The 20,878-nt window shown below is 35.9% G+C and carries 17 protein-coding genes; 8 read left to right on the plus strand and 9 right to left on the minus strand.

The genetic code is table 11. From position 1 onward, the window contains the following. Positions 1–82 precede the first annotated feature (82 nt). From AC5P2S_RS01150 to AC5P2S_RS01160, 3 genes are read left to right on the plus strand one after another with little or no spacing between them, the layout of a single operon-like run. Complete coding sequence (locus AC5P2S_RS01150) at positions 83–3,820, plus strand: hypothetical protein (protein ID WP_494555935.1); 3,738 nt, start codon at positions 83–85, stop codon at positions 3,818–3,820. A gap of 59 nt (positions 3,821–3,879) precedes the next feature. Continuing rightward, positions 3,880–5,229: a hypothetical protein gene (locus AC5P2S_RS01155; protein ID WP_494555936.1), complete on the plus strand. Its 1,350-nt coding sequence runs from the start codon at positions 3,880–3,882 to the stop codon at positions 5,227–5,229. Positions 5,230–5,231: 2 nt separating this feature from the next. Next, complete coding sequence (locus AC5P2S_RS01160; protein WP_494555937.1) at positions 5,232–5,726, plus strand: hypothetical protein; 495 nt, start codon at positions 5,232–5,234, stop codon at positions 5,724–5,726. Positions 5,727–5,967: 241 nt separating this feature from the next. Here the strand turns inward: AC5P2S_RS01160 and AC5P2S_RS01165 are convergent, their stop codons facing one another. After that, positions 5,968–6,861 (minus strand): hypothetical protein, encoded by an 894-nt coding sequence (locus AC5P2S_RS01165; protein ID WP_494555938.1) that lies wholly within the window; start codon positions 6,859–6,861, stop codon positions 5,968–5,970. Positions 6,862–7,406: 545 nt separating this feature from the next. Here AC5P2S_RS01165 and AC5P2S_RS01170 point away from each other — a divergent pair. The 3 genes from AC5P2S_RS01170 to AC5P2S_RS01180 all read left to right on the plus strand — a co-directional run bounded on the left by AC5P2S_RS01170 (position 7,407) and on the right by AC5P2S_RS01180 (position 10,373). Further along, the gene (locus tag AC5P2S_RS01170; protein ID WP_283415675.1) at positions 7,407–7,754 is read left to right on the plus strand and encodes a helix-turn-helix domain-containing protein; all 348 of its coding nucleotides are present in this window, start codon (positions 7,407–7,409) and stop codon (positions 7,752–7,754) included. A gap of 102 nt (positions 7,755–7,856) precedes the next feature. Next, positions 7,857–8,786: a helix-turn-helix transcriptional regulator gene (locus tag AC5P2S_RS01175; protein ID WP_283415674.1), complete on the plus strand. Its 930-nt coding sequence runs from the start codon at positions 7,857–7,859 to the stop codon at positions 8,784–8,786. A 60-nt stretch (positions 8,787–8,846) separates the two neighbouring features. Next, complete coding sequence (locus AC5P2S_RS01180; protein WP_494555939.1) at positions 8,847–10,373, plus strand: GH3 auxin-responsive promoter family protein; 1,527 nt, start codon at positions 8,847–8,849, stop codon at positions 10,371–10,373. Here AC5P2S_RS01180 and AC5P2S_RS01185 read toward each other — a convergent pair. The 5 genes from AC5P2S_RS01185 to AC5P2S_RS01205 form a co-directional block, all read right to left on the minus strand. Further along, positions 10,362–12,011, minus strand: a complete 1,650-nt coding sequence (locus AC5P2S_RS01185) for a DNA repair protein RecN (RefSeq protein WP_494555940.1) — start codon at positions 12,009–12,011, stop codon at positions 10,362–10,364. The genes AC5P2S_RS01180 and AC5P2S_RS01185 overlap by 12 nt on opposite strands. A gap of 30 nt (positions 12,012–12,041) precedes the next feature. Continuing rightward, on the minus strand, positions 12,042–12,947 hold the full coding sequence (gene porD / locus AC5P2S_RS01190; protein ID WP_494555941.1) for a type IX secretion system protein PorD: 906 nt from the start codon (positions 12,945–12,947) through the stop codon (positions 12,042–12,044). A 93-nt stretch (positions 12,948–13,040) separates the two neighbouring features. After that, complete coding sequence (gene coaBC, locus AC5P2S_RS01195; protein ID WP_494555942.1) at positions 13,041–14,234, minus strand: bifunctional phosphopantothenoylcysteine decarboxylase/phosphopantothenate--cysteine ligase CoaBC; 1,194 nt, start codon at positions 14,232–14,234, stop codon at positions 13,041–13,043. Positions 14,235–14,337: 103 nt separating this feature from the next. Further along, positions 14,338–14,661 carry a DNA-directed RNA polymerase subunit omega gene (locus tag AC5P2S_RS01200; RefSeq protein ID WP_283415669.1) on the minus strand — a complete coding sequence of 108 codons (324 nt, stop codon included), beginning with the start codon at positions 14,659–14,661 and terminating at the stop codon, positions 14,338–14,340. Between the two features lie 35 nt (positions 14,662–14,696). Beyond that, entirely contained in the window at positions 14,697–15,689 is a 993-nt protein-coding gene (locus tag AC5P2S_RS01205) for an outer membrane protein assembly factor BamD (protein WP_283415668.1), read from the minus strand. A 195-nt stretch (positions 15,690–15,884) separates the two neighbouring features. Here AC5P2S_RS01205 and AC5P2S_RS01210 point away from each other — a divergent pair, with 195 nt between their 5' ends. Continuing rightward, positions 15,885–16,877 (plus strand): hypothetical protein, encoded by a 993-nt coding sequence (locus AC5P2S_RS01210; RefSeq protein ID WP_494555943.1) that lies wholly within the window; start codon positions 15,885–15,887, stop codon positions 16,875–16,877. Between the two features lie 71 nt (positions 16,878–16,948). Beyond that, complete coding sequence (gene lepA / locus AC5P2S_RS01215; protein WP_494555944.1) at positions 16,949–18,745, plus strand: translation elongation factor 4; 1,797 nt, start codon at positions 16,949–16,951, stop codon at positions 18,743–18,745. A 46-nt stretch (positions 18,746–18,791) separates the two neighbouring features. Here the strand turns inward: lepA and AC5P2S_RS01220 are convergent, their stop codons facing one another. The 3 genes from AC5P2S_RS01220 to AC5P2S_RS01230 are packed head-to-tail and all read right to left on the minus strand — an operon-like array spanning position 18,792 to position 20,807. After that, positions 18,792–19,229 (minus strand): HvfX family Cu-binding RiPP maturation protein, encoded by a 438-nt coding sequence (locus tag AC5P2S_RS01220; RefSeq protein ID WP_494555945.1) that lies wholly within the window; start codon positions 19,227–19,229, stop codon positions 18,792–18,794. 14 nt (positions 19,230–19,243) lie between these two features. Continuing rightward, on the minus strand, positions 19,244–19,990 hold the full coding sequence (locus AC5P2S_RS01225) for an HvfC/BufC N-terminal domain-containing protein (RefSeq protein WP_494555946.1): 747 nt from the start codon (positions 19,988–19,990) through the stop codon (positions 19,244–19,246). Continuing rightward, entirely contained in the window at positions 19,971–20,807 is an 837-nt protein-coding gene (locus AC5P2S_RS01230; RefSeq protein WP_494555947.1) for an HvfB family MNIO-type RiPP peptide maturase, read from the minus strand. The genes AC5P2S_RS01225 and AC5P2S_RS01230 overlap by 20 nt, the downstream gene beginning before the upstream one ends. Between the last annotated feature and the right edge of the window lie 71 nt (positions 20,808–20,878).

Raw genomic sequence — 20,878 nt, forward strand, 5'->3', positions numbered from 1 at the left:
CAAAAATAGATTCTTAAGCATTCCAATAATAAAAATTACTGGAACAGCTAGAGAAATGTCTAAAAATTAAATAATTAACAAAATGAGCGACACAAACACAACAAACGAAAAAACACCAAATGAAATTTCACAAACTCTTTTTAGATTTGTGAGCCTTAGAAATCCACAGCTTGCAGACACAAGTGAGAAAAACAAGGGATTTGTTATAAGACCGAACGGTACCGAAGGAGTTTTTGACACTCAGATAGAGTCTTGGTCTACGCAGGACCCAAAGAATACCACAAAGTTCCAGGAATTAGAATTGGCTGCTGCCACTTTTGAAGAGCATGCCTTTAAAAAAGAAAAGAGTATAGAATTGCTTCCCTCTGTTTCAGACTATTACAAATTAGGAAAATCCTTAGCTAATAATGAAGATCCGGATTCTGATATCATAGATAGATTAACGACAACAGAGGCACTGAAGATTGATAATTCTGCAATGATTTCTCTTTGGGACAATCTCATTTATCAGGTCGTTACACAAAAAGATTTCTATGTGAAAGAAGCGGTTATCCAGACTTTAAAAGCAGTGCACTATATCGACACTTATAAAACTTCCGAAGCGGATAAATTAGAAAAGAGGCTTGATCTGGCAAAAACAGCAAAAGTTGTTTTACCGGCTAAGCTTTTCGTAGAAGATGCGCCGGTAGAAACTGGTGATGATATTTTTACGATTGATAAAACAGTTATTGGCAACGGCGATCACATCACTGACGAAAGCTCTGCAGCCAGAATTTTGCCGGTACAAGAGCAAAGATCTTTGTCTGTAATGCAGGAAAGTAGGCTGAAAGTAGAAGCTGAGAAAAATCTGCGCGTTACAAATGCTTTGTTAAAAAAAGATATGACACAATCCTTGAAAAAAGAATTGGAAAATCTGCAAAAAGCCTACAACAAAGCTTATAATAACGCATATCAATCGGCTTATGATGAGTACCAAATCATTATAAAACCAATTATCGATAGTAATAACATTTTATTGAGTGATCTGGAAGCAACCTTCGATGAGAATACGACGGAAGCTGAAAAGAAAGCAGCATATGAGCAATTAGAGTTAGCTGAAGTACCAAAATTTGAATTTAATTTCAAAAATGCGATTAACTTTTATGATCTGAACGCCAAATTAAGCACAGAGTCATTCAATCTTTTTATCGAATTATTTGCGGATTATGATTCCGAGGCCATTTCCAATAATATTGATGCCAATATTCCACAGGATTTACAAATCATTTCAGATACTGAGATCAGGCTTTATGGTGAGACGGTTACCTTATCGGATGATGATCTTTCTTTTCGGGATATTTTCGAGAAAGTTAATGAAGAAGTTTCTACACAATCCAAAACGGTATTATCTACTGTAGAAATGCCTCAGCAACAATATGTGAATCTGGGAGGTGCATTGGTGCCGGTTGCAAAGACATCCTTAGTGACACCCCTTTCATATTTATTATATCCTTTTTATATGAAAGTAGGGCTATTTGTATTTAACTATTTACAATTTAGCTTCAATGTTGAGAATGATTCTTGGTCTGTGGCAAAAGCTAAAGTTACTGGAGAAAACTCTACGGGAGATTCACTTGAGCAAACGCATTTACAAATTCCTGTAATTGATAATAAAGTAACTTTTCCTCTAACATTTCAAAATAAATTTAAAAAACTGAATAATCTAAAAATTGAAATTTATTTCGATAATGGTAGAGAAGCGGTTTTAGACCTTTCTCAATTAGATAATGCTGAATATACAGGATTGTTGGCTCTAAAATCTCAAAATGGCAATATCTCAGGAAATGGCATGACCCCAAAACATTTTGGAGTGAAAAGATTGGGTATTGCAGATTATCTTAAGGTACAGCAATCTGTTCATGCTTACGTTCCTGGAGAAGTGTCCAATATTGAAAATGTTATGGCGAGTGAGCTGAGACATAAGTCCTCAGTTTCCAGAGACTATTCCGAGATCACGGATACCACTTCAAAATCTCAGGAAACAGAACAAATGTCTGATACAACCAAGGCTACAAGAACTGACATGCAAACAGAAGTAGCAAAAGAAATAGAGAAGCAGCAAAGCTGGGAAGCTCATACTTCTTTTTCTGCCGGGGGAGCTAAATGGAAACTTGAGGTAGGAGGCAGCTATGCCAACAGCACGGCACAGCACGACAGTACAAGACAAGCTGTTGCTAAATCTCAGGAGCTAACGGAAAGGGCTATGGAGCGCGTACTAACCAAAGTTTCAGAAGAAAGAATCCAAAAAATTATCAAAGAACATACGGAAACCAATGTGCATGAGTTTGATAATCGTGGTAAGGTAACTACAACTACAGATTCTCAAGGAGCAAAACCACAACATATTACTGGTGTTTACAGATGGGTGGACAAGAAGATGAAAAATCAGATTTACAACTATGGCAAGCGTACGATGTTTGAGTTTATGATTCCCGAGCCGGCAAGACTGCACGCTCTGGCAACAAATGCAGTGAAAGAGCAGCTTACCGCTCCGATAGATCCTAGAAGTAATGAAGCAAAAGAGTGGCAAATGAAAGACGCTAATGTGGATGTATTATTTTTACAACACTGGGCAGATTATTATAGTGTGAAATTAACTGATTTGCCTCAAAAAGACATTTTGTATTCTACAAGTAAAGAAGAAGATTTAGACAATAGCGATATTACAAGGTTTTTAAATCTTGTAATACCTAATAATTATAAAGCATATGAGGCGGAAATAAATTATGCTTTTTATAATAGGTTTAAAAAAAATGTTGCACATTTTACATTCGATGATTTAACAGGGAAATTAATCGATAAGCCAGGACCAATAACACAAAGTTGGAATAGTGGGACAGTTGTAACAAAAGATTTACATATTGAAGGTAATTATGACCAGAAATATCACGGAGGTAATGGAACGACTAATATATCATTAGCTCTTAAAATTAAATGTACACTTTCCGATGCTTTTATGTTAAAGTGGAGACAAACCAACTTCGAAGCTATCATTGCGGCCTATACCGTAGCCAAAGAAAAATTTGATGCCGATGTAAAAGCAGCAGCAGAAGCTGCGGCGGCAGCTACAGCCGACAACAAGGAGAAAGTATCTCTTTTCTATAGAGATACGGAAGCCAATGTTCTGAAGCACAATTGTATCGCTTACCTCTTGCAAAACCAACTGGGATATGATTCGCTTGGTCAGACTACTTCAGAAGACTCAAAGACAATGCAAAGTTTCCATATGCTATTTGGGGATAATCTAGACAACTACACATCCCTAGCCAAATTTATGGAGCAGGCGTTTGAATGGAGCATTATGGATTATACCTTCTATCCTTACTATTGGGCAAACAAAGCACACTGGCAGGATCTTTATCTTACAGAGGAGACTGATCCTTTGTTCCGAAGCTTCCTACAGGCTGGTATGGCAAGGATTATTGTAACCGTTAAACCTGGTTTTGAAGATGCCGTTAACTTCTTTATGACAACCGGAAGGATTTGGAATGGCGGTGAAGTTCCTGTCATTGGTGACCCGATGTACATGTCAATCGTTGAGGAATTGAAACAGCCAACGGGTAAACCTCAAGGTAAGTATTGGATCACACGAGTACCAACAGCTTTAACCATTTTGCAGGCAAAATCTGTAGGTCTGGAAGTGACAGATGCCTTGCCGATTTTCCCGGAGAAAGATAACGGAGAAAATTGTGAAAATCCATTAGAGCTAGAATACGAAAGTGCTTTTGAACCTGTAGATGCTGTAATGCAACATGGAGCAGATACTAGTACTTTAGGATAATTTATTAATGGCGACATATGTTGTCGCCATTTCTTTTTTTAACAATATAAAATAAAGCAATGAGTTTAATAAAACCTTTAGGTGTAAACAAAATAAAGAGACTGACTTTAGAAAATCCTTTTGGGACTTCTGTAAAAAAGCAAAATAAACAAAGTAATATTTCTGACAAAATTAATAATTTGGAGGATTACATATTAGATGCTTATTGGACAAACAGATCTGGGCAAAAAGTAACAAGAGCAAAGTTTGGAGATATAGTAAAGTTTAATTTATTAGTTTCTAACGATGTTCCTGAAAATACAACATTCCTACTACAGCCTTATGAAGAAAATAGAATTAAAGATGTAAGTTTAGGGGAAGTAAAAGATATAACTGTTAAGTCAAATGGGAAAAACAAATTTGGGAGTATTGAACTTTTTCTTAATTATGATTGGGATTATATATTAGATGAAATAGGAGAGGGTGCCGAGTTAGAATTATATTGTCAGATATCAAATTGGGGGGAAACTGTTAAATTGCCATTCAATGGTAGAGGTAGATTGGCTGTAGAACTTAGAGATATTCCACAACTAATTTTAGTAAATGGTCATTGGGATAGAACATTGGAAATTTTTAATGTAGCTCCAGGAGGAGGAAGAGAGTATTATTGGGATTATTTTTTAGGCAAATCAAGAAAAAAAATTGGGAAAAATTTTTTTTCGGTGAAAAATCTTGATATTTTAAAAGACAATGCTTGTAGTTATTATGGAATAAAGACCAATAAAAATTTTTTTTACTTTGACGGAAGTAGTTTTGGCGGAGGCACCTCCAGCGGAAATGCTAGGAAACAAATAGGAAAGGAAAAGGCGAAGAAAAAATTTGGAAAATTGCTTGATACGATGAAAGGGAAAAAATATTATTTCATATCACACAGTGAAGGTGGTGCTTTTGCTTCTGGAGTTGCCGAATATTTGGTCGAAAATGGGATTGAGGTGGGAGAACATATTACTTTATCGTGTGATGAAGCCGATGAATTTGAAGCAAATGTCAAAGTTCCCACATATCAACTCAGTCCTGTTTATTTTACAAAAGATTCAAATGTCTTGAAAGAGATAGCTAATGTTATCAGATTTGCATCACATAGCCAACAAATTAAAAAATATGGTAATTATTATGCCGTTGTAGATTGGATGGTAGGAGATTTTTATTTAAAAAACGTCAAAAAATATGGAATAATCATTATCAAAAAAGGAGGCAATTGGAAGACAATACATACTTGCTTAATAAATCCTAACTTATTCGAATGGGTTGATGATTTAAAAGAAGCAAGAGTATTTATTAGTACAAATACTTCACAAGGAGCAGTAAAAAATAAATCTGAATTTTATAAAATAAATGATACTTTTATAACAGAAAATATTCCAAAATAATTATGAAAATAAAAATTTTCAGAGTCCTAAAAATTGCGACAATAAGCGTAATTAGTATTTTTTTGTTTCTTTTCATATTAGCTAAAATAGGTTGTTTCTCTTTAGGAATGAACAAGGAAGAGCCAATTGAATTGTCTTCCAATCTCTCTTCAAAAATTGAAAAATTAGATGATTTCCTTAAACATAAAATTAAAAATATTACTATAATATATTATTATAATGTAGATGACATTGCGAAGATCGAAAAGGATAAGAGCTTTAAAAGTTTAAGTAATACATTTGATATATATATAAAAATTATAGATACAGTTTCGTACAGAAAGGATTCTATAAATTTTAATAAAAGTATCAGTGATTATATGCTATTATCATCTAAAGAATTACAATTAAAGAAGCATTTCGATTCAATTAAAGTTAATTGTAATTTTTATACATCAGAAAGTTATTCTTCCGATATTAGTTATTTTTCAAAAAAAATTGTAACTAGTACGAATTAAAAAAACGAAAGCTCAGATCTACAATCTGTACTATCCAGTCAATAAAAAAAGCAGTGACGAATCACTGCTTTTTTAATTAATACAGCATTAAAATCCACAGTAAATAAAAATTCAGAAAGAGGGCATAAATTTCTCGATTTAATTAATATCCCCCCGCTGGCACGAGCGAGACGCTCGCGCCAGCACCGGGATGTAAAAGATTATTGCTATGGATAAAAATTCTATTTGGTACAGTTAAGATTTATTCAATTCCATACATTATTTTAATTTCATTTTTCGTTTTTTCATCAGCTAACTTGAATCCGAATCCTTCACCCTGGCTTCCAAAGATCTGATAACCATACTTAAGTCCATAAAATCTATCAATCAGCATTTTTAGAGGCCCAGCTTCTATTTCTTTATCAGCCACTGCTTTTTTTATAACAGGTAGATATCTTTCCATCATATCAATATTAGAATGTTGTATAACGGCCCACATGACATTTTCAAATTTCTTCCCCACTAAACTTCTTCCTATGTAGGTTTCATATTTTTTGTAGAGTGCATCAATCATTGTTTGGTTTTCTGCATCTAAAGGCTGCTGCTTGCTTTGTAATTTTAAGGATCTGTATTTTTGGTCATTAAGATTGATGCTATATATTTTTTCAGCAAGGAGACAATTCAAGTTATAAGTCCTGCAGTATTGTGATATATCAAATTTTTCAGTAGTAATATTGGATTTGCATTGAAGTAACTGTTCGTCGTAATCGCCTCGTATAATATCGTACTTTGAATTATTTTTAATTGAATTTTCAAAAGATAAAATATATTCGCAACTTCCTGTGGTGTTAACAAATTTTCTAAATGCGAGATCAATATTTTCCTTTGTCTCTTTCAGGCTGAGAAAAGCGTTCAGTACATTAAAATAATCTGCCAAATTAAAGTTTTCAGGCTTGTTTTTTACGGCATTCCTTGTTTCTTCTAAAATCATAGTACCGTACCGATAATCTTTATCTGAAACATTTTGGTTTTTATTCGGATTGTAGCTTAGTATCTGGTTTTCAAAATTTTCTATGGTGAATTTGACAGGATGTTCCTGAGAATAACAGACTGTTAAACCAAAGATAACTGTTATAATGATTAGTAATTTTTTCATTTGGATTTGAATATTTTCCTATGTCTGGACTAACTATAACCTATCGGATTCAACAGCAGATATTATCCATAGTTTGTACAACGGATCTAAATTACGAATTAAAGAACAGAGTTCTCTCTTAAAACTCTTTTTCTATAAATTATTAAAGGGTTTCTAAAGCTCCAATAGATCCAATAGCGCGGATTTGCAATCCGTGTTTATACAATAATTAAAGTAAAGCAGTCGCACAATGTGTTATTGTTTTTTTATTTTTAGGTTTTTGCAGATCCGTTTTATATTCTAACGAGATAATTTTCACCTTTTGCGATATTGTTTTATATTTCCTTATATCTATTTTATATTATTCCAACATATTTATAACTTATATCAGACAAATTTTATATTCTGACAATACAATTTTACATTTTATCAATATAGTTTTACATTACGCCAATTTAGTTTTAACTTTCATCACTTTTGTTCTCATTTACCTCAATTTTGCATCAAAATTTAAAATCAATTAAGCTATTTGACACAATCTTACTATCTTTAAACAAAAACACACAATGCTAAATCTTAATCTCAAGCCTATTTTCAATGCCCGAGGAATAGAAAGACCCTACACATTCCTTGTAAAAGCCGGCATCTCTCGCGCAACCGCCCACAATATCCTCAACAGCAAGACCCGCGTCTTCCGCTTAGACCATATAGAACTGCTCTGCAGGATCCTCATCTGCGAACCCAACGATCTGCTGTCCTACACACCGGACTCTCAAACCACTCTTCCCGAGACGCATCCTCTCAATAATCTGAGAAAAGAAACAATATCCCACACAAGTATAAAAGATTCTTTGGCGAACATTCCTTACAAAGAACTCAAAGAGATTACCTCTCAGTTGTTTGAGAAAAAGTAAACCAAAACTTATCCACAAATCCAAAACACGACACCTTTTGTCGCATTAAGAATTTATATTTGTTTAACAAATTTTAAAAACTAAGTATCCCCAAGATCACCAATGAAAAAAGATTTCTATTTAACCAGATATGCCCTCATCATCAAGAGACTGGAACGTTCCCCTGCGACCTATCCCGAGCTGGAGTCTTACCTCCTTAGCTCTTTTGAGTTCCAGGATGCCAACATCGTGAGCTATTCCATTCGTACCTTGCAGAGAGATATCAAGGACATCGCGAATCTTTTTAACTTTGATATTCACAACAAGAAAAAAGGCGACAACCGTTACTATATAGAAAGCCGCCCGGTAATGGAGGTGGACGAGTACAACCAGCGTTTGCTGGAATCTTTCCAGATCATGAATGCCGTCAACTCCCAGCCGGATCTTGCACAGTTTGTTTATCCGGAAACACGCACGCCCAGAGGGATTCAGAATTTTTATGACCTGCTTTTTGCCATCAGGAACAAAAGAGTACTGGAGTTCCGACACTTCAAATACAAAGACCAGAGCATCACCTCCAGAAAAGTCCATCCACTGGCACTCAAAGAATCCAAAGACCGTTGGTATCTTGTTGCCCTGGACACCAAAGATGAGAAGCTGAAAGCTTTCGGGTTAGACAGGATCAGTGATTTGGTTGTGAGCAAGGCTGGATTCAAACTAAAGCAGAGATTCAACCTCAAAGAACATTTCAAAAACGCTTTCGGAATCATGAATCTGGAAGAGGAACCGGAAAAAGTCGTAATCAGATCCACCAAAGAGCAGGCAGAATATCTCAAGAGCTCGCCGCTTCATCATTCCCAGCAGATCCAGAAGGAAACGGAAAAGTCGGTCTATTTTACCTATGATCTCTATCCCACCTATGATTTTATTCAGGAGATTTTATCCTATGGAAATCAGGTTAAAGTCACTGAGCCTAAAAGCCTGATGGAGAAGATCAAAGAAACCCTGAAACAATCCATCAGCCAGTACGACGATCCCTTATCAGATCAATAATTCTTGCAATCCGGACACCAACCCGTTTTCCATTCTCAAAATTTATTATATTTGTGAAGAATGGCAACGAAAGCACTTTTTAATACAGTCGTCAATTGGTTTATCCTGCAGCGGATGGATCAGATCGAACATTTTATCAAGTATCCTGTAGAGACGCAGGAGGGGCTTTTGTTTTCCCAGCTTTTCCATGCAGAAGAAACCGAATATGCTCAGAAATATGGTTTCAGCTCTATATCAAATTATCGTGACTTCCAAAAGAAAGTTCCGATTGTCTGTTACGAAGACTTTGAGCCCTACATCGAGAAAGCAAGACAGGGGCAGAAAGATGTCATTTGGCCCGGGCTTATTAAGCAATTTGCCAAATCCTCCGGCACCACCAATGCCAAAAGCAAATACATCCCAATTACTGCAGAAAGTCTGGAAGACTGCCATTACAAAGCCGGGAAAGATATGGTGGCGCTTTATGTCAATAATCATCCGGAAAGCGAATTGTTCCAGCACAAGAATCTTAGATTGGGAGGAAGTGCGGAGATGTATCAGGATTTTAACACCAAGTTTGGAGATCTGTCCGCGATTCTGATTGAGAATCTCCCGTTTTGGGTAGAGATCATCAATACACCTAACAAGAAAATCTCCCTGATGTCCGAGTGGGAAAGCAAGATGAAAGCCATTATCAGCGAGGTCAGAAACGAAGATGTCGGAAGCCTTACCGGTGTCCCGAGTTGGATGATGGTGCTTTTGCAGCGAACTTTGCAGGAAACAGGAAAAAATAATATCGGAGAATTGTGGCCTAATCTGGAAGTTTTCTTCCACGGTGGAATCAGTTTCAAGCCCTACAAAAATCAGTATAAAGATATTATTGGCAGAGATATCAGATATTACGAGATATATAATGCCTCCGAGGGATTCTTCGGGATTCAGGACCAATCGGGAAGTGACGAGATGTTACTGATGCTGGATTACGGGATTTTTTACGAATTCATACCAATGGATCAATATTATGCTGGCAGTCGCGAAGCGATCCCGATTTCGGAAGTGGAAGTAGGTAAGAATTATGCTGTTGTCATCACCACAAATGGTGGACTTTGGCGTTACCTGATCGGCGATACGGTAAAATTTACTTCCATTAACCCTTACAGAATCAGGATATCGGGCAGAACCAAGCATTACATCAATGCTTTCGGAGAGGAGCTGATGATTGATAATGTAGAATCGGCTCTGAAGATTGCCTGTGAACATATGGACGCAAACATTTCTGATTACACAGGTGCTCCAGTTTTTATGACCAACGAGAGCAAAGGCTGTCACGAGTGGATTTTCGAATTCACCAAAAAACCAAGATGTCTGGATGAATTTACAGACGTTTTTGATAAAACGCTTAAAACGTTAAACTCAGATTACGAGGCGAAACGTTATAATGACATCACATTGAGAAAACCAATCGTGCACTCGGCCAAATCAAATTTGTTTTATGAATGGATGGCTAGCCGTGGAAAGCTGGGTGGACAGAATAAAGTCCCTAGATTGAGCAACGACCGCGAGTATATCGATCCATTACTGATTCTTAATCAAGAATTATCCAATTAATTCCTTGGCTTGAGAAATAGCAGCTTCCGTAATTTTGGAACCGGAGATCAGCTGTGCAATTTCTTTCAGTTTTTCGTCTTCCGAAAGCTTTACAATTGTAGTTTTTGTAATGCCGTCTTCATCAAACTTTACCACTTTGTAATTTTCATTACCTTTTGCGGCAACTTGTGCAAGATGCGTGATCACGATTAACTGAAGATCCTGAGACATCTCCTGCATCAGTTTTCCCATCTCTTCAGCAATTCTTCCGGAAACTCCTGTATCGATTTCATCAAGGATTAAAGTTGGGAGCGCGTTGTTTTCCGCCATTATCTTTTTAATCGCCAGCATCACCCTTGACCTTTCCCCGCCGGAAACAGCACTTTGGATAGGTTTTAAAGGAAAGCCGGAATTAGCCTGGAACAACATCTGAATATTATTTTTTCCAAATAAATTAAATGCCGGAGAATTACTTAATTCTATTTTAAGAATCGCTTTTTCAAGACCTAGTTTTTGAAAAATTTCCTTTGCCTGATTTTCAAGAGTTGATGAAAATTTAGTTCTGTTATCCGTTAGTTTTTTACTGAAAGATTCTAATTGAAGTTCTAAAGTTTTAATCAACTTTTCTTTTTCTTCAATTTGATTTTCAATGCTTTCTAAGGAATTTTGACCAGCAGATAATTCTTCTCTGATAGCTAATAATTCTTCTATATTCTCCACTTGATGTTTCAGGAAAAGCGCATTGATTCTATTAATTGTAGATAAAAGATTTTGTAGCAATGCCGGATTGATTTCCAGGTTTTCAGCTTTATTTTCCAGATCAGAATTGATGTCTTTAATTTCCAGATAAGCCGTTTCCAATCGTTGGCTTAACTCTTCATAGTCTGGTGAAAGTTCGGATAGCTTAGCAATTTTGTTCCTGATGTCGGAAAGGCTGGTCAAAACGCCGAATTCCTCTGCATTCAGTTTGGAAAGTGACTGAGACAGTTGTTCACTGATCTGATCCGCATTTTCCTGGATATTCAATTGATTCTGAAGATCATTAAAATCAAGATTATCAAGATCCGCTTCTATAAGTTCTGTCAGCAAAAAGTGTTTATAATCTGACTCTTTGTTACTTTCGGAAAGTGAGGTTTTAAGAGCTTCAATTTCCTTCTTTGTTTTCTGATAATCATTATAAATATCCTGATAGTCAGATAACAGCGTTTTATTTTTGGCCAATCCGTCCAGAATCCCAAACTGGAATTCTTCTGTGAACAGGTTAGACGTCTCAAATTGTGAGTGGATATCAACTAATTTGGAAGATAATTCTTTTAGTACATCCAGTGTTACAGGAACATCATTGATGAAAGCACGGGACTTACCGCCCGGAAGAATCTCTCTCCGGATAATGGTATGTTCTTCGAAATCAAGATCATTATCGTCAAAAAACGTTTTAAAGCTGTCATTAATACTGAATTCGCTTTCAACGATGCTTTTGGTGTCAGCCTTAGCAAAAGACTTGGTGTCCGCTCTTTCACCCATAATGAGGCGAAGTGCACCTAGAATAATTGATTTTCCCGCACCGGTTTCTCCTGTAATGACTTGCAGTCCGTTTTTGAGATCAATTTCCAATCGATCGATCAATGCGAAATTCTGTATAAAAATCCTTGAAAGCATAACGAAATTAATAACTAACAATTAAAATCATTATTTCCATTTGTCCCATTTGGAATCGATATCTTTTGGAGCAAATGTGCTCATCAGCGTTTTTAATTCGCTGATATTTACAGAGGTATTTGGCCCGGAATTAAAAATATTAAAAATCTCCGTACTCTTGGTTTCTAAGAAAAGATTGAATGGATAATTCATCTGGAAATTATTCTCATAGAATTTAAGCTGCATCAGAGATTCGGCAATTGTTTTTTTGGCTGGATTCTGGTCAGGCTTGGATAAGTTGTCCAATCCGGATCTGTGGTAGCTGTAATAAACGGTTCTCAGTGTAGATGTATTTTCGTTCTGAAGGCCGGAGATCAGTGCGCCTCTGTTTCTCTGACTTTCGATGGCGTTCCAGCCGTCATAATTTTGATTCTGTGAATTTTGAGCAATTTTGAAAGCCTTATCAAACCAGGGCTGTCCGCCTTTTAACTGGAAGCTATCCCCGTCATAACCAAGAATGACATAAACATAAAAACTAATCACATCGATGAGGTTTTTCCCCGAAAATTGTCTCTCGTTGAACACAAGGTTCTCATTTTCATTATATTCGAAGGTGAGACGGGTATCATTAATGTTCATCAAAGGTGTTTCATATTGCGAATTGAAAACAGGTCGTGTTGCCTGGACTACTAGAGTCCCTTTAAAGGTATTATTAGAAGGACGCTCAGAAATAACCATTGCGAAATTACACTTCACTTTTTCGAAGTTTTGAAGTTTCTTTCCTGTCCAGCTTGTATTGTTGATGAAGTCACGCAGTGATTTTTCAAGTGTTCTGAAAACCTGGGTGTTACTTCCTGCGATCTGTTGATTGTTAATTTGTACGGTTGCCAAAAGCTCCTGAGAATATGCTGTTTGAGCAAAAAATAATGCACAAATTATATAAAGTAGTTTTTTCATTCCAAATAAAAATGTTTGTAAAAATAAGGAATCTTTGCTAAAGATCAACATCTAAAATCCCCATAAAATCATAACGGAAAAGAGGTTGTTTTCTTACAATTTCTGCTCAACAAAATTCAAAATATCTTTGGCGACATCTTCCTTAGATTTCAATGAAAAAGATTGCTCTTCAGTCGGTGTGAAAATTTTGATTTTGTTGGTGGCATTTGCAAAGCCAGCCCCTTCGTCTCTCAGAGAATTCAGGATAATCATATCCAGATTTTTCTTGACTAATTTTCCCTTTGCATTCTCCTCTTCGTTCTGGGTTTCAAGAGCAAAGCCAACTAGAAACTGATGCGTTTTCTTCTCGCCCATTGTTCGAAGGATATCTTTGTTTTTGACCAGTTCAATCGTTAATTCGTTTTCGTTTTTCTTGATTTTTTCTGTGGCTTTGACTTTTGGTGTATAATCTGCAACCGCAGCGCTCATTATTGCTACATCAACGTTATCATAATATTTGAAAACTTCATCAAACATTTCCTGAGCCGAAGTTACTCTGTGAAGCGTTATATTTTTATTATTAGCTTTCTGAGAAGATGGACCGGAAATCAGAATCACTTCGGCGCCCCTTTCAGCGGCTTCTTTTGCCAGGTCAAATCCCATTTTACCTGAAGAATGATTTCCAATAAATCTCACGGGATCAATATTCTCATAAGTTGGACCAGCGGTAATCAGGAATTTTTTTCCCGCAAAACTCTGTTTGGAATCAGAAAATTGATTTTCTACAAATTTAAAAATCGTTTCCGGTTCGGCTAATCTGCCTTGCCCAACGAGCCCACTCGCCAGCTCTCCATATTCCGCAGGAATGATCTGATGGCCAAAGCTTTCAGCTGTCTGTAAATTTTTGGTCACTGTTGGATGAATATACATGTCAAGATCCATTGCGGGCGCAATGATGACAGGGCATTTTGCAGACATGTAAACTGCCATCAGAAAGTTGTCGCAAAGTCCGTAAGATATTTTGGCAAGTGTATTGGCTGTGCAAGGCGCAATCAGGATGAGATCTGCCCAGAGTGCAAGTTCCACGTGGTTATTCCACGTTTTGCTATCATCATAAAAATCGGTATAAACCTTATTCTTGGAAAGTGTTGAGAATGTTAGCGGTGATGCAAAATCTACAGCAGATTTGGTCAAAATAACTTTGACTTCTGCACCGGATTTTATAAAATCCCGAACGAGATAATTTATTTTGTAAGCAGCAATTCCGCCAGTAATTCCTAGAATCAGTTTTTTGCCTTGCAAGCTCATTTGCTTTGATTTTTATTAACGAAAGTATTAATAATTTTATTAACAAAAAAACCGCCTTCTAGATAATAGAGACGGTTTTGTATTTTAATCAACAGGGATTCTGTTATTTTCTTTCTTCAGTTTTTCTGAAATAGATGTCATCATCCAACCATTCTTTGATTGCAATGGAAGTTGGTTTTGGAAGTTTTTCATAATGCTTGGAGATTTCGATTTGTTCTCTGTTTTCGAAAACTTCTTCCAAAGTAGAGTTATGAACGGCAAATTCATCCAATTTTCCATGAAGTTCAGAGCGGATTTCAGCATTGATCTGTTCTGCTCTTTTACCCATAATCACGATAGCTTCGTAGATGCTACCTACTTTTTCTTCGATTTTATCTTTGTCGTAAGTGATTGTGCTTACTTCAGCTTTTGTATCTTTAACACTCATTGGGCGAAATTATTTTGAGAATGCAAATATAGTAATTATCTTTTAAACTTGAAAGTAGCTTGAGGTTCAGGCGAATTGATCTTCGCGCTGTCTCTTCTGGTTTGCTCTGCTGCCTTTTGCATATCCAGCTGGTTTTTTTCCTGGGCCAGCTCTTTTTTAGCATTTTCTTTAGCCTGGGCGTCTTTCACTTTGGCCTCGTATTCCGCCTTTCTTTTTTCTACTTCGGCCTGGACTTTCGCGAATTTTACTTTTTCATCTTCCAGCTTTGTATAAAGATCATTAGCATTTTTGGCATAATCAGTATTCGGGATTTCTGCTGCAACTCTCTTTGCATATGCCGCTGCAGCATCCAGCCTTTCCTTTTTAAGATCATAGATGGAGTTGACGGCCAATTCGTATTTAGATTTCAAAATGATATCATAGATCTGAGGCCTGAGTTTAGTCGCAGGAAAATCTTCCAAAACATTTTCAAAAGCAACGGATGCTGCTTTGTATTCGGCCATTTTATAATATTGCTTTGCGTTTTCGAAAGCTTTGAATTCTAGTTTATAACTCAATTCATCAATCATCTGGCTGATGTTTTTAGAACGTTCAGAATCCGGATAATCGTTGATGAAATTTTGTAATTCTGTAATTGCTGACTCTGTATTGCTTTGATCCAGGTTGTAATCCAGAGATCCTTCGTAATAACAAAGCGCAGAAAAATAAGCTGCTTCTTCTTTTCTCGGGTCTTGCGGGAAACTGATCACGAAGTTTTTGAACTGGTTCGCAGCCAGTCTGTAGTTCTTGTCATAATAGTTAGCGTATGCAGAATTGAAAACTACATTCGGTGCATCATCTGTACCGGCTACAAGATTAGGCAATCTATCATATAAAGCAAGCGCATCGCTCCATTTCTTTTTAGCAAATTTTTCGTTGGCAACTTTCAAGATAAACTCTTTATCAGCGCTCTTCATTGCTCTATCCATTTCTGTTTTGCAGGACAGCAAAACCACCGACATCATCAGCAAACTAATATATTTCTTCATAGCAATTGTCAGAATATTCTGAAATATTGAATATTAATAATAATCTGCAAAAATAAAACTTTTTTCATCATTCTCTTTTTTTTATGAAAGATTAACGTTTATAATGCTTAGCTTATTTTATTAATAGGATTATTTACCGTAAAAATTGATTGTAATAAATGCTAAAACTTTACTTTTGCAGAAAAATTAGTTGAAATGAAAATCAAATATTTCTTTTTGTTGTTTCCTGTATTATTTTTCTCGCAGAAAACTGTAACAATAAAATTGAGTGAGTCGATAAGGGACAATACAAAAACATTTAAATCTTTGACAGTTATAGATAATCGTGGAGATAAAGAAGTAGGAACAATTACACATAAAAAAGAAACATACCGTTTCGAATTTCCCGATAATGATGCTAAGAAAAGTATTGATAACTGGTTTGTTTCATCCAATAAAAATGCTGTTGGGAATAATGATATTGTTATTCTTTTAGAAAATTTCAAAATATTCAGTGAGGAAGAACTGGGAACTTCATTACCAAAAGCAGATGTTGTTATAAGTTCATTTATATCAAAAAATGGAGGTTATTATTATTTGGATAGAATTAATAGAGTTGTTAATATCGGTCCAAATCTTCCAAAATCTCCTTTTGGCTTATCCATAACACTTTCAAATCTATTACACGAGTTTATCAAAAATTCTTATCAAACTAAACCTGCGGAAATTAAGATTACTGAAAATGAGCTCCCACAATATGCTGAAATAATTACTAAAGAATTACCTGCATATAAAAATAATCAAATTAAAGATGGTGTTTATCCGGATTACAAATCTTTTTTTGACGCAAAGCCGTTAGAGGGCTACGAGCTGGTTAAAAATTCTAAAGGTGAAGTGCTAAGAGCTAAGAAAGGTGATGAAAGAATACCTGCACACAAAATGTTTGTTTATGTAGAAAATGGGAAGATGTATCATCATACATTCAGTGGATTTTTAGAAATGATAAAAGATGATAAAGGATTTTATATTTTTACTAATTATGGCACACTTTTCCCGGTTCAAATGGATTCAACATATGGAATGTTTGGGCTAGTAGGAGGTATTGCCGGAGCTATAGATGCCAATGCAAAGAATAAAAAATTACAAAAAGCCGAAAAGTATAATATCTACATTGATCCACTTACAGGCGATTACATTTTTGAAAAGTAAATTTCATAAATGATATTTTTAAGAGACTTTTCAGTCTCTTTTTTTATCTTTGCAAATTACAAGAGTTATAAATGAAGAATATCAGGAATTTCTGCATTATTGCACATATCGACCACGGTAAGAGCACATTGGCAGATCGTCTTTTAGAATATACAAACACCGTCACGCAGAGAGAACTGCAGTCTCAGACACTGGACGATATGGATCTTGAGAAAGAACGTGGAATTACGATCAAATCTCACGCGATCCAGATGGATTATGAATATAAAGGAGAAAAATTTATTCTTAATCTGATTGATACACCGGGACACGTTGACTTTTCTTACGAAGTTTCCCGTTCCATCGCTGCTTGCGAAGGAGCACTTTTGATTGTTGATGCTGCGCAAAGTATTCAGGCACAGACGATCAGTAACTTATATTTGGCATTGGAGAATGATTTGACAATCATTCCGATTCTGAATAAAATTGATCTTCCTTCTGCCAATCCGGAAGAAGTAACTGATGAAATTATGAATCTTATCGGTTGCGAATATGAAGATGTTTTAAGAGTTTCCGGGAAAACAGGAGAAGGTGTTCACCATTTGTTGGAACAAATCGTAGAAAGAATTCCGGCTCCGGTTGGAGATTCGGACGCGCCGCTCCAGGCATTGATCTTTGACTCGGTTTATAATCCTTTCAGAGGAATCGAGGCTTATTTTAAAGTCGTGAACGGGAGTATTTCTAAAAATGAAAAAATCAAGTTTTTCGCAACGGGGAAAGAATATGGTGCTGATGAAGTTGGTACTTTAAAATTGAAGCAGGTTCCAAAGAAAACGGTTGAATGTGGTGATGTAGGTTACCTGGTTTCCGGGATTAAGGATGCAAGAGAAGTGAAAGTAGGTGATACAATCACTTCGTTTGAAAAACCTGCGGCAGGACCAATAGAAGGATTTGAGGAAGTGAAACCAATGGTTTTTGCAGGGATTTACCCGATTGATTCTGAAGATTTTGAAGAACTAAGATTCTCTCTTGAAAAATTGAGGTTAAATGATGCTTCGCTGGTTTTCGAGCCGGAAAGTTCAGCAGCGCTTGGTTTTGGTTTCCGATGCGGATTCTTGGGAATGTTACATATGGAAATCGTTCAGGAACGCCTGGACAGAGAATTCAATATGAATGTCATCACGACAGTTCCGAACGTATCTTACCACGGATTTACAAAAAAGGATCCAGAAGAAGTAATATTAATTAACAATCCATCCGAAATGATGGATCCAACAACGATGGATCGTGTGGAAGAACCATTTATTAAGGCTTCAATTATTACAAAATCGGACTTTGTAGGATCTGTAATGACACTTTGTATAGAAAAAAGAGGAGAAATTGTCAATCAAAGTTATTTGACATCGGACAGAGTTGAGCTGATTTTCAATATGCCTTTGGCTGAGGTTGTTTTCGATTTCTATGACCGATTAAAATCTATTTCCAAAGGTTATGCATCATTCGATTATCATCCAATTGGCTTCCGTGCGTCTAAGCTGGTTAAAATGGATATTTTGATTAACGGCGATATGGTGGATGCTTTATCTTCATTGATTCACGATTCCAACGCTTATCACATTGGTAAAAAGATGTGTGAAAAATTGCGTGAACTGATTCCGAGACAGCAGTTTGATATTGCAGTTCAAGCCGCTTTGGGAACAAAAGTTATCGCCAGAGAAACGATTAAAGCTCTAAGAAAAGACGTTACCGCAAAATGTTACGGAGGTGATATTTCCAGAAAGCGTAAACTTTTGGAGAAACAGAAAGAAGGTAAGAAGAAGATGAAGCAGATTGGTAGAGTAGAGGTTCCGCAATCAGCGTTTATGGCTGTTTTGAAGCTCAACGACTAACAATAAAAATGATAAAAGCTGCGTCTTAATTGATGCAGCTTTCTTATTAATCGAAAGCTTTTGCGTTTTTTCTGAATAATAAATGATCTAAGCTTATCCTACCAGAACCAAAACATATTAAAGTAATCAGCATAATAATATAATATAATGGTATTTCGAAGCCATTGTCCCCTGAAGAAAATCCGTTTTCCCAATGCACAGTTACTATAGCAACAATCATTGTAACTATAAGTGGAAAGGAAATGATTCTTGTAAAAAGTCCTAAAGTTAATAAAATAACACCCAGAATTTCTGTTCCCGTCGCAAGATAAGCCTGGAAATATGGTGCGGGAATGTTAAGACTTGCAAACCAATCCCCAATGGCATGGATATCCTGAAGTTTTTTCATGGCAGGTTCATAAAATCCGTAAGCCAACGCCAATCTTATAGCTAATAAAGGCAGATCTTGTAATTTGTTTAGTAATAGTTCTAATTTTTTCAGCATTTTTATCAATTTAATTATTTATAACCTAAAATAAGGTTGTTTTCTATGGCAAAGGCAACAAACTCTGCAGTTATTTTCTTGGCGATAGTTTTGTCATTTTCATATTTGGAATAAACTTTTTCTAGTTCTTTCAAAGTAGTGTTTTCTTCATTGAGCTGTATGAGCATCTCTATAAATGGATACGACAAATCATTAAAATATACTTGCTTATCAATATTGTTTCTATGGATGGTTACAAAATATTCACCTATATCTGCTTCTGTAATATCCTTGGTTTTTTTTGTATGAATAGGATATTGCAAGCCTAAAATTTTTATTTCAGGATTCCCAACAAGTATTTTTTGTTTAGATGTTGACTCAGGCACAAACCCAGGAATATCAGCATCTTCCATCATAAAAACTTCTATCTCAAGCCATTCGAATTGTAAAAGCTCTAATAAGAAAGTAAATTGTTTTTTAAATGGAAACGGATTTTCTCTGTAAAAGTCACATAGTTCTGATGGTAGTTTCCAGACTTGTGGCGTTTTACATTTGTGATTGGCAAAAAAATGATGAACCAATTTTTTCCATTTCTTTTTCCCCACAAATTTTCGGGCAATTGGGAAAGCGGTTTTCAAGGTGTCTTTTACAATGCTAAAAACTATTCTTCTGTATTCTGGTGTGTTTTCTTGGTTGCTGGTTTTAGGCGCTTCTAAACCAGTTCTGCAATAAAGACCCAAATCTTGCTGAAGAGCAAATGTATCAGTTTGGGAGAGCAACATTTTTAGATTTTTTTAAAGCATTTTTCTTGATTTTCCTCAAAGCATCTATTTCAGCTTGCAAAATAGAAAATTCGGGGATATTAAAATCTCTTTCCAATAGAACCGGAATGTCTCGCTTCAGCTTTCTCATTGTAAATTCAAACAATTCGTAAACCGGGTCTATGATTTTGCTTCCGTGCGTATCAATAATCAGATTTTCGTTTACCTTAAGATGTCCCGCCATATGAATATATTTTACTCTATCCAAAGGCATTTTTGTGATGAAATTTTTTGCATTGTATCGATGATTGAATGCATTTACATATACATTATTAACATCCAAAAGCAATTCACAATCGCTACGCTTCACAATTTCATTAATGAAATCTTCTTCCGACATTTCGGCTTTTAAAACTGTATAATAACTTCCGTTTTCTAAGATTAATCTTCTGCCTAATAGATCCTGAACCTGCTTGATATTCTCAACAACCCGGTTTATAGCATCCTGCGTGAAGGGTATAGGTAAAAGATCATATAAATGAGCATTATCTACTTTAGAAAATGTGAGATGCTCGGAATATACAGAAACCTGAAAATCTTCTAAAAATTGTTTTACTTTTTTTACGAAGCCTATATCTATTCCTTCAGGACTTCCTACAGAAAGGGACAATCCGTGACAAAATAATGGGTATCTTTCAACAGCTTTTTTTAATTGCTGTTTCCAAAAACCGCCAATTTCCATCCAATTTTCGGGTGCTACCTCTATAAAATCGGGTTTAAGAATAGAGCTTTCTAAAAACGCATCCGAAAAATCTTTCCGATAACCAATTCCTATCATAGCTGTTTGATTAAGTGAATTTAAGATACAATCGGAACTCTTAGTAAGAATCCCGATTGTTACTTGCGGTT

It is taken from the genome of Epilithonimonas sp. 33E (assembly GCF_059372615.1).

Bases quoted from the DNA above. Each gene is read 5' to 3' on its own strand.
- AC5P2S_RS01150 (WP_494555935.1), top strand. From the start codon at position 83: ATGAGCGACACAAACACAACAAACGAAAAAACACCAAATGAAATTTCA.
- AC5P2S_RS01155 (WP_494555936.1), top strand. From the start codon at position 3,880: ATGAGTTTAATAAAACCTTTAGGTGTAAACAAAATAAAGAGACTGACT.
- AC5P2S_RS01160 (WP_494555937.1), top strand. From the start codon at position 5,232: ATGAAAATAAAAATTTTCAGAGTCCTAAAAATTGCGACAATAAGCGTA.
- AC5P2S_RS01165 (WP_494555938.1), bottom strand. From the start codon at position 6,861: ATGAAAAAATTACTAATCATTATAACAGTTATCTTTGGTTTAACAGTC.
- AC5P2S_RS01170 (WP_283415675.1), top strand. From the start codon at position 7,407: ATGCTAAATCTTAATCTCAAGCCTATTTTCAATGCCCGAGGAATAGAA.
- AC5P2S_RS01175 (WP_283415674.1), top strand. From the start codon at position 7,857: ATGAAAAAAGATTTCTATTTAACCAGATATGCCCTCATCATCAAGAGA.
- AC5P2S_RS01180 (WP_494555939.1), top strand. From the start codon at position 8,847: ATGGCAACGAAAGCACTTTTTAATACAGTCGTCAATTGGTTTATCCTG.
- AC5P2S_RS01185 (WP_494555940.1), bottom strand. From the start codon at position 12,011: ATGCTTTCAAGGATTTTTATACAGAATTTCGCATTGATCGATCGATTG.
- porD (WP_494555941.1), bottom strand. From the start codon at position 12,947: ATGAAAAAACTACTTTATATAATTTGTGCATTATTTTTTGCTCAAACA.
- coaBC (WP_494555942.1), bottom strand. From the start codon at position 14,234: ATGAGCTTGCAAGGCAAAAAACTGATTCTAGGAATTACTGGCGGAATT.
- AC5P2S_RS01200 (WP_283415669.1), bottom strand. From the start codon at position 14,661: ATGAGTGTTAAAGATACAAAAGCTGAAGTAAGCACAATCACTTACGAC.
- AC5P2S_RS01205 (WP_283415668.1), bottom strand. From the start codon at position 15,689: ATGAAGAAATATATTAGTTTGCTGATGATGTCGGTGGTTTTGCTGTCC.
- AC5P2S_RS01210 (WP_494555943.1), top strand. From the start codon at position 15,885: ATGAAAATCAAATATTTCTTTTTGTTGTTTCCTGTATTATTTTTCTCG.
- lepA (WP_494555944.1), top strand. From the start codon at position 16,949: ATGAAGAATATCAGGAATTTCTGCATTATTGCACATATCGACCACGGT.
- AC5P2S_RS01220 (WP_494555945.1), bottom strand. From the start codon at position 19,229: ATGCTGAAAAAATTAGAACTATTACTAAACAAATTACAAGATCTGCCT.
- AC5P2S_RS01225 (WP_494555946.1), bottom strand. From the start codon at position 19,990: ATGTTGCTCTCCCAAACTGATACATTTGCTCTTCAGCAAGATTTGGGT.
- AC5P2S_RS01230 (WP_494555947.1), bottom strand. From the start codon at position 20,807: ATGATAGGAATTGGTTATCGGAAAGATTTTTCGGATGCGTTTTTAGAA.